Annotated in this window: 9 protein-coding genes and 1 pseudogene; 8 read left to right on the forward strand and 2 right to left on the reverse strand. The window is 64.9% G+C overall.

Annotated elements, in window-relative coordinates:
- Positions 1 to 222, forward strand: a pseudogene (locus AC1D2K_RS25815) (phosphate ABC transporter substrate-binding protein PstS); the annotation flags it as partial.
- 25 nt (positions 223 to 247) lie between these two features.
- Here the strand turns inward: AC1D2K_RS25815 and AC1D2K_RS25820 are convergent.
- Positions 248 to 1171 carry a LysR family transcriptional regulator gene (locus tag AC1D2K_RS25820; protein WP_478092088.1) on the reverse strand — a complete coding sequence of 308 codons (924 nt, stop codon included), beginning with the start codon at positions 1169 to 1171 and terminating at the stop codon, positions 248 to 250.
- Between the two features lie 278 nt (positions 1172 to 1449).
- Here AC1D2K_RS25820 and AC1D2K_RS25825 point away from each other — a divergent pair, with 278 nt between their 5' ends.
- On the forward strand, positions 1450 to 2010 hold the full coding sequence (locus tag AC1D2K_RS25825) for an N-acetyltransferase family protein (RefSeq protein ID WP_478092090.1): 561 nt from the start codon (positions 1450 to 1452) through the stop codon (positions 2008 to 2010).
- 49 nt (positions 2011 to 2059) lie between these two features.
- Here the strand turns inward: AC1D2K_RS25825 and AC1D2K_RS25830 are convergent, their stop codons facing one another.
- On the reverse strand, positions 2060 to 2440 hold the full coding sequence (locus tag AC1D2K_RS25830; protein ID WP_478092092.1) for a nuclear transport factor 2 family protein: 381 nt from the start codon (positions 2438 to 2440) through the stop codon (positions 2060 to 2062).
- 365 nt (positions 2441 to 2805) lie between these two features.
- On the opposite strand from AC1D2K_RS25830, the gene AC1D2K_RS25835 reads away from it, so the two are divergent.
- The 6 genes from AC1D2K_RS25835 to AC1D2K_RS25860 all read left to right on the forward strand — a co-directional run.
- Positions 2806 to 3759 carry a LysR family transcriptional regulator gene (locus tag AC1D2K_RS25835; RefSeq protein WP_478092094.1) on the forward strand — a complete coding sequence of 318 codons (954 nt, stop codon included), beginning with the start codon at positions 2806 to 2808 and terminating at the stop codon, positions 3757 to 3759.
- 295 nt (positions 3760 to 4054) lie between these two features.
- Entirely contained in the window at positions 4055 to 4654 is a 600-nt protein-coding gene (wrbA, locus tag AC1D2K_RS25840) for an NAD(P)H:quinone oxidoreductase (RefSeq protein WP_478092096.1), read from the forward strand.
- Positions 4655 to 4681: 27 nt separating this feature from the next.
- Positions 4682 to 5125 (forward strand): ester cyclase, encoded by a 444-nt coding sequence (locus tag AC1D2K_RS25845; protein ID WP_478092098.1) that lies wholly within the window; start codon positions 4682 to 4684, stop codon positions 5123 to 5125.
- Positions 5126 to 5141: 16 nt separating this feature from the next.
- Complete coding sequence (locus AC1D2K_RS25850) at positions 5142 to 6107, forward strand: quinone oxidoreductase family protein (RefSeq protein ID WP_478092100.1); 966 nt, start codon at positions 5142 to 5144, stop codon at positions 6105 to 6107.
- Positions 6108 to 6138: 31 nt separating this feature from the next.
- Positions 6139 to 6909, forward strand: coding sequence for an SDR family NAD(P)-dependent oxidoreductase (locus AC1D2K_RS25855; RefSeq protein WP_478092102.1), 771 nt, complete (start codon positions 6139 to 6141; stop codon positions 6907 to 6909).
- Positions 6910 to 6936: 27 nt separating this feature from the next.
- Positions 6937 to 7305 (forward strand): alcohol dehydrogenase catalytic domain-containing protein (locus tag AC1D2K_RS25860; protein WP_478092103.1); only part of this gene is annotated, 369 nt, incomplete at its 3' end.

A 7305-nucleotide genomic window follows, 5' to 3' on the forward strand; every position in this document is an offset into this window, starting at 1 on the left:
TGGCCGATCACCGGCGCCACCTTCATCCTGATGCACAAGCTGCAGGACAAGCCGGCGCAGGCCACGACCACGCTCAAGTTCTTCGACTGGGCCTACAAGAACGGCGACAAGACCGCCGGCGACCTCGACTACGTGCCGATGCCCGACAAGGTCAAGGGCGCGATCGCCACCGCCTGGGGCGAGATCAAGGACGCGTCGGGCAAGCCGATCCCGTACAAATGACGGTTCTGTTGGCCACGCCGATGCGCTAGGCGTGTGTCGGCTCGCGCCTCAGAAGTTCGTCGCGCTCGAACAAGGTCACGACCCAGTCGATGAATACGCGCACCTTGGCGCTGAGGTAGCGGTTGGGTGGGTAGATCACGTGAATCGGGATGCTGCGGGTACGCCACTCGTCGAGTAGCGGAACCAGCTTGCCTTCTGCAATGGCCGCGTGGACGCAGTAAGTCGGCGCCTGGATGATGCCCAGGCCCGCCAGGCCGGCCGCGACATAGGAATTCGTGTCGTTCGCGACAAGGCGATGGCTGAAGCTGAGCTCAAGAACTTCCCCATCCTTCGCAAACTGGAAAGGAAGGGGCCGGTTCGTTTGCGACGAAGTCATGCCGATCGTCGGGAATGATGCGAGATCCGCCGGGGTCGCCGGCAGCCCGTGCGGCGGGAAGAGCGCCGTCGCCCCGCATGTGTAGAGCCGGAACTCGCCAACGCGCCGCGCCACCAGGAACTGCTCGGTGACCTCACCGACCCGTATGGCGCAGTCGATGCCTTCGGCGACGAGGTCGGCCTGGCGATTGCCGGCCCCCAGCTCGATGTCCACGTTGGGATACGCCCGGTAGAACTCTCCCAAGGCGGGGATGATGACCATCGAAGCCAAGGCTGCTGCAGTCTCCACGCGGACACGGCCGGTCGGCGAGGCGAGCGACTGCTTTGCCGAGGATTCGATGTCTGCGAGTTCCGCCAGCAGGCGCACGACGCGTTCGTAGTAGGCGGCGCCTTCCGCCGTGACCGTCACCGACCGGGTTGTCCGGTGCAACAGGCGAACCTTGAGCTCGTCCTCGAGTGCCTGGATGAGCCGTGTGACCGACGCATTGGGAAGGTTGAGCGTCTCGGCCGCCTTGGTGAAGGTGCCGGCTTCCACCACACGAACGAAGGCTGTCATTGCGGCGATGCGGTCCACGGTCGCAGGCCTCTCGGTTGAGATGGATCGGATGATACGCCCGCGATTCAGGTCGCTTGCAACGCAATCATTGCGCCGTTTGGCAATGGCTTTTTTCCCTGGCGCGGGTGTTTTCGGAGCCCCGAGAAGCCTGGGCACCTGCCGCGCCGCGGTCGGCGGCGCCTGGCGACTGCCCGCATTGTTCCAGTTTCACAAATGCCACTTTGCCGGCGGCCATCTTGGTCTGCGACGCATCCACGCCTAGATTGGAGGCATCGAACTTCCATCAGGAGACGGCCATGACACAGACGACCAGCATGAATGCGCTCGGTATGCCCGGTGCCGAAACTCCGGCAAGCTCGATCGCCGGGCAGTGGCACGGCCCGACGGATCGCGCGGTCAGCATTCGGCACATCCGCGCCGAGGACTACCCGCTGGTGCACGAGTTCGTGCGGACCCTGTCCCGCGACACAGCCTACAAGCGGTTCATGGGCGCGCGCAGCCTGACCGACGATGAGATCCGCCACTGGTCAAACACGGATCCTTCCCGTGAGTACACGCTGATCGGACTTTCCGGTGCGGCGGGGACACAGGCGATCGTCGGCATCGCAACGTGCGTGTTCGAGTCGCCGGACAACACGGACTTCGCCATTGTGCTGGCGGATGCGTGGCAGGGCCGCGGCTTGGGGGGTGACCTGATGCTTCGGCTCATCGCCGCCGCCAGGCAGCTCGGTCTGCGCAAACTGAGCGGCATCACCCTCTCGACCAACGTGGCCATGCTTTCGCTGGCGCGCAGGCTGGGGTTCAGGACGACCCGTCTGGTGGGCGCGTTCTGCAACACGCTGAGCCTCGACCTCTGACAGCCCTCCATAGAGGGCTGCGCCGGCCGGCCCCACCCCGCCTGCTCGTTCAGTCCTTGCCGAATGCTCGTGCGGCCGCCGCGGTGTCGAGGGCTTCACGAAGCAACTCGATCTTGCCATCCTGCGCAATCAGCAACCCGGCGTAGGTTTGCCGGTAGATCTTGCCGGTGTCGACGACGACTGCCTCGACCTCGTACTCGGCGAAGGCCTTGTCAGGCGTCTCGATCCAGAGCTTKATGTTCTTGAATCGGAACTCGGGCACCTTCACGAGAATGCCCCCGATCAGTTTCTCAATGGCCGCAGGACCTTGCGCATGGGCTTTCACCCACGGAAGTTCCAGGACACCGTCGTTGGCAAACAGTGCGGCGGCCTTCGCCGGATCTCCGATGTTGTCCAGATATGCGTGAAGCAGGTCGGTCGCTGTTTTCATAGGATCCTCTGTGGTTAAGAGGCCGCTTTCGGCCTCAGGGCGCGCGCTTCGGGCCAGCGCGGATGAGCCGCCGCGCCGCCAGGCGCTGGCTTGTAGATCAGACTTGCGCGATGCCGCCGTCGGCAAACAGTTAGACGAATGCGCCTTCCGACGCGAAAGTCTTCGCTGCTGCGAGGCCGATGCCGGTGGTGCCGCCGGTGATGACTGCGACCTTGCCGGCGAGTTTGTTGCCCATGTCGTGCTCCAGTTGTTGGAAGGGTGATTGAAGGTTAGACAGTTCACACAAATGAATAAAGACGACAAAATTGATTTCTCATTTCAGCTGTGTGAATAATCTCGGCCCGGTGCGCACCCACTGACCAGCCATGGACCAACTGCTTGCCCTGCGCGTGTTTGTGCGGATTGCCGAGTCAGGCGCGTTCTCGAAGGCCGCGGACTCGATGAACATTCCGCGTCCGACGGTGACCAAGCTCGTGCAAGACCTCGAGCGCCACCTCGGCACGAAGCTGTTGCAGCGGACGACACGGCGCGTCAACGTGACGCCCGAGGGAGCGGCCTACTACGAGCGAGCCACGCGTCTCATTGACGACCTCGACGAGATGGACGAGAGCGCAGCGCGAGCACGGGCTCAGCCTCGCGGCCGCATTCGCGTCGACATCGGGTCGGTGCTGGCGAACATGATTCTGATTCCGGCGCTGCCGAGCTTTCGCGCGCGCTACCCGGAGCTGCACGTCGACCTCGGCGTCAGCGACCGCCCCATTGACCTCATCGGTGAAGGCGTCGATTGCGTGGTTCGCGGGGGTGAGCTCGCCGACACATCGCTCGTCGCCCGGCGCATCGCCGACCTGGATTGGGTCACCTGCGGGAGTCCTCTGTATTTCGGCGCCCGCGGTGTTCCTCAACATCCGTCGGAACTCCTGGCTCGCGAGCCCGGACCGACAAACAAGACGCCCGTGCCAGGGCACGCCATCGTCGGGTATTTCTCGTCACTCTCAGGAAAGGCGTTCCCGCTCGAGTTCCACAAGGGTGACGAACAGGTGCTGGTGCAAGGTCAGGCCGCCGTCGCGGTCAACGAGAGCACAGCCCATCTGAGCGCGCTGCTCACGGGCGTGGGACTCGGACAGGCCTTCAAGTTCATGGTCACGCCGCATCTCGACAGCGGGAGGCTGCGCACCGTGCTCGACGATTGGACGCGGCCGCGGCATCCACTGCACCTGGTCTACCCGAGCAGTCGACACCTGAGCTCGAAGCTCCGCGTTTTCGCCGATTGGGTGGCAGAGGTATTCGCGCCGTTCGATGACCGCAACCGCAACAGGTAGCCAACGCCAGGAGTGGATGACTCGGGTTCGCCCTCACGACATCGACAGCCTGCACGCATAGGGGTTCCGTGCGCACTCAGGGCGGCGCGACGTTCGCTGTCTGGATCATCGAGTTTTTCGATGGATTCCATCGAAACAAACAGGCTTCCACGAGAGATTCAAGGCTCATACGCTCGGGGCCATGTCATCGAAGTTCGTTCTTCCTTCCCCGCCCGCCGACGTTTCGGCGATTCCTGTCAATTCGTGGTCTGCCAACCGAGCTGGCGACCCAGTCCGCTTTTTCTAGGAGATTCCCATGAGCAAGGTTCTTGTCCTCTACTACTCGTCCTACGGTCACATCGAAAAGATGGCCGAAGCGATCGCCGAAGGCGCCCGCAGTGCCGGCGCCACGGTCGACATCAAGCGGGTGCCCGAGACCGTTCCACTGGAAGTCGCGAAGAGCGCGTACTTCAAGCTCGACCAGGCGGCCCCGGTCGCCACGGTGGCCGAACTCGAAAACTATGACGCGATCATCGTCGGCACCGGCACGCGTTTCGGGCGCATGTCTTCGCAGATGGCGGCGTTTCTCGACCAGGYGGGCGGCCTGTGGATGCGCGGCGCACTGCATGGAAAGGTGGGTGCTGCCTTCAGCTCTTCCGCCACGCAGCACGGCGGCCAGGAGACCACGCTGTTCTCGATCATCACCAATCTGCTGCACTTCGGCATGACCATCGTGGGCCTTCCGTACAGCCATCAAGGCCAGATGAGCATGGATGAAATCGTCGGTGGGGCACCCTATGGCGCGACGACCGTGGCAGGCGGCGACGGATCGCGGCAGCCGTCGGAGATCGACCTTGCCGGCGCGCGCCACCAGGGCGAGCTGGTCGCGAAGACGGCGGCCAAGCTGTTCGGTTGAGCTTCGAGTCTTCCCAGGAGAACAACCATGAGCAGCAAGATCACTGCGGGCGAAGCGGCCAAGGCCGTCGTCCGTCGCAACACCGAAGAGGTTCAAGGCGGCGGCAACTATGCGCTGTTCGACGAGCTCTTCGCCGATAGCTTCCTGGACCACACGCCGCAGCCCAACTGCACGCCGGACAAGGCGGGCGCCTTGGGCCTCTACAAGACGCTGCGCGCCGCGTTCCCCGACTTTCATGCCGACATCCATTGGCAGCGGGTGGAGGGCGACGTCGTGACGACCTTCAAGACCTACCACGGGACGCATCAGGGCGCCGTGTTCGGCATCGCGCCCACGGGTCGCAAGATCCATTTCGAAACCGTCGATGCGATGCGCGTGCAAGACGGAAAGATCACGGAACACTGGGGTGTCGCGAATCTCTTCTCCCTGCTGCAGCAGCTCGGTGCCTGGCCGCCGGCGGCGCAGGCTTAGGCGCGCAGGGGGCAACATGACGACCATGAACGCCTTGCGCCTGGAGAAGTTTGGCGCGCCGACGGTGCTGCTACTGCAGGACATCGCGATTCCCGAACTCGGGCGTGGCGAGGTTCTCGTGGAGGTGCATGCGTCGGCCATCAACCTGAGCGACGTGAAGAACGTCGCAGGACTCTTCAACGCCACTTTGCCGACCACGCCGGGCCGGGACTATGCGGGCGTCGTTGTGGCCGGAGACCCGGCTTGGCGCGGCAAGAAGGTCTGGGGCAGCGGCGCGGGTTTCGGCATGGTCCGCAACGGTGCGCATGCGCAGTATCTGGCCGTGGCGTCGGACTGGCTCTCGGAGATGCCGGCGAGCCTCTCGATGGAACAGGCCGCCGCGGTGGGAGCGCCCTATGTCACCGCGTGGACGACGCTGATCGATGCCGCCAGGCTGCAGGCAGGCGAGACCGTCCTGATCACAGGCGCGGCAGGCGCGGTCGGCCGGGCCGCCACCCAGATCGGGCGCTGGAAGAAGGCGCGAGTGATCGGCGCGATCCTTTCCGGCGAGGCGCCGGGAGCGGATGCCGTCATCCACACGAAGGATCAGGATCTGCCCGAGGAAATCAAGGCATTGACGGGCGGCAAGGGCGTCGACGTCGTGCTCGATACGGTCGGGGGTGCCCTGTTCGAAGCGGCCTTGAAATCACTGGCGCTCGACGGGCGGCAGGTGGCCATCAGCAGCATGGGGTCGCGTCGCGTCGAGTTCGACCTGGTGGACTTCTATCGCGGTCGCCAGCGCCTGATCGGCGTGGACACCGCGAAGCTCACGGGCGCCGAGATCGCCAGGATCATGGATGCGCTGCGCGTCGGTTTCGACGAGGGCATCTTCCAAGCGCCGTCGATCCGGACATGGCCGCTGGATCAGGCGGTCGAGGCCTACGGCATGGTGGAAAAGGGCGGTTCGCAGGCCAAGCAGATCCTGCTGCCGCGCGGCAAGTGAGACCTTCGGCGACTCCAAGAGGAACATTCAAATGAGCGACATTCTCAAGGGCAAGGTGGTCATCGTCACCGGCGCCGCCAGCGGCATCGGCCGGGCGATCGCGATCGGCGCCGCGCAACATGGTGCGAAGGCGGTCATCGTCTCGGACATCACCGAAACGTCCAACGAGGGCGGCAGCACCACCACCTCGGAAATCGAGGCGCTCGGCGTGGCCGCCCGCTTCCATCGCACCGACGTGAGCCAGCGCACGGAGGTCGAKGCGCTGGTCGAAGCGGCGGCGGAGTTCGGCGGTGTCGACGTGATGGTCGGCAACGCCGGCATCACGTTGCGTTCGGATGGCGCCGACGTGGCCGAAGACGACTACCGGCGACTGATGGCGGTCAACCTCGATGGCGTCCTGTTCAGCGCGCAAGCCGCCGCGCGGCAGATGAAGGCGCGCGGCAAGGCCGGCAGCATCGTCCTGATGGCCAGCATGGGCGGGATCGCGGGTGCGGGCATGACCGTGGCCTACTCCACGAGCAAGGGCGGCGTCGTGCTCATGGCCAAGGCCCTGGCTGACGCGCTCGGCCCGGATGGCATACGCATCAACGCCGTCGCTCCCGGCACCATCGACACCCACCTGCTGCGCACCAATCCGGGCATCGCCGCCGCGTCCGAGGGCTTCCGGCAGCGCACGCCGCTGCGCCGGCTCGGCAAGCCTTCCGAAATCGCGGATGCGGTCGCGTGGCTCGGCTCGGACATGTCGAGCTACGTGACCGGCATCGCGCTCCTCGTCGACGGCGGACTGCTGTCGGTGATCTGACATCACTCACCCAACATGAAAAAGAACATGACCACCGTCATTCGTGTGCATCACTACGGCCCTCCCTCTGCGCTGCAGGTCGAGGAAGAAACGGCGGGCGCCCCGGGAGCCGGGCAGGTGCGATTGCGCCAGGAAGCCATCGGCGTCAACTTCGTCGACACGGCGTTTCGCGATGGTTCCTTTGGCGTTCCGCTGCCCTTCGTTCCCGGGGTGGAAGCCGCTGGCGTCGTCGAGGCCGTGGGCCCGGGGGTGTCCGGCTTCGCGGTCGGCGACCGCGCCGCGTACTTCTTCGCGCCGGGCAGCTATGCGGTCCAGCGCGTGATCGATGCATCGTCCTTGATCAAGCTGCCGGACGACATCCCGACCGAGCAAGCCGCGGCCGTGATGGCCAAGGGC

This window comes from Variovorax sp. P1_H12_2 (assembly GCF_056405335.1).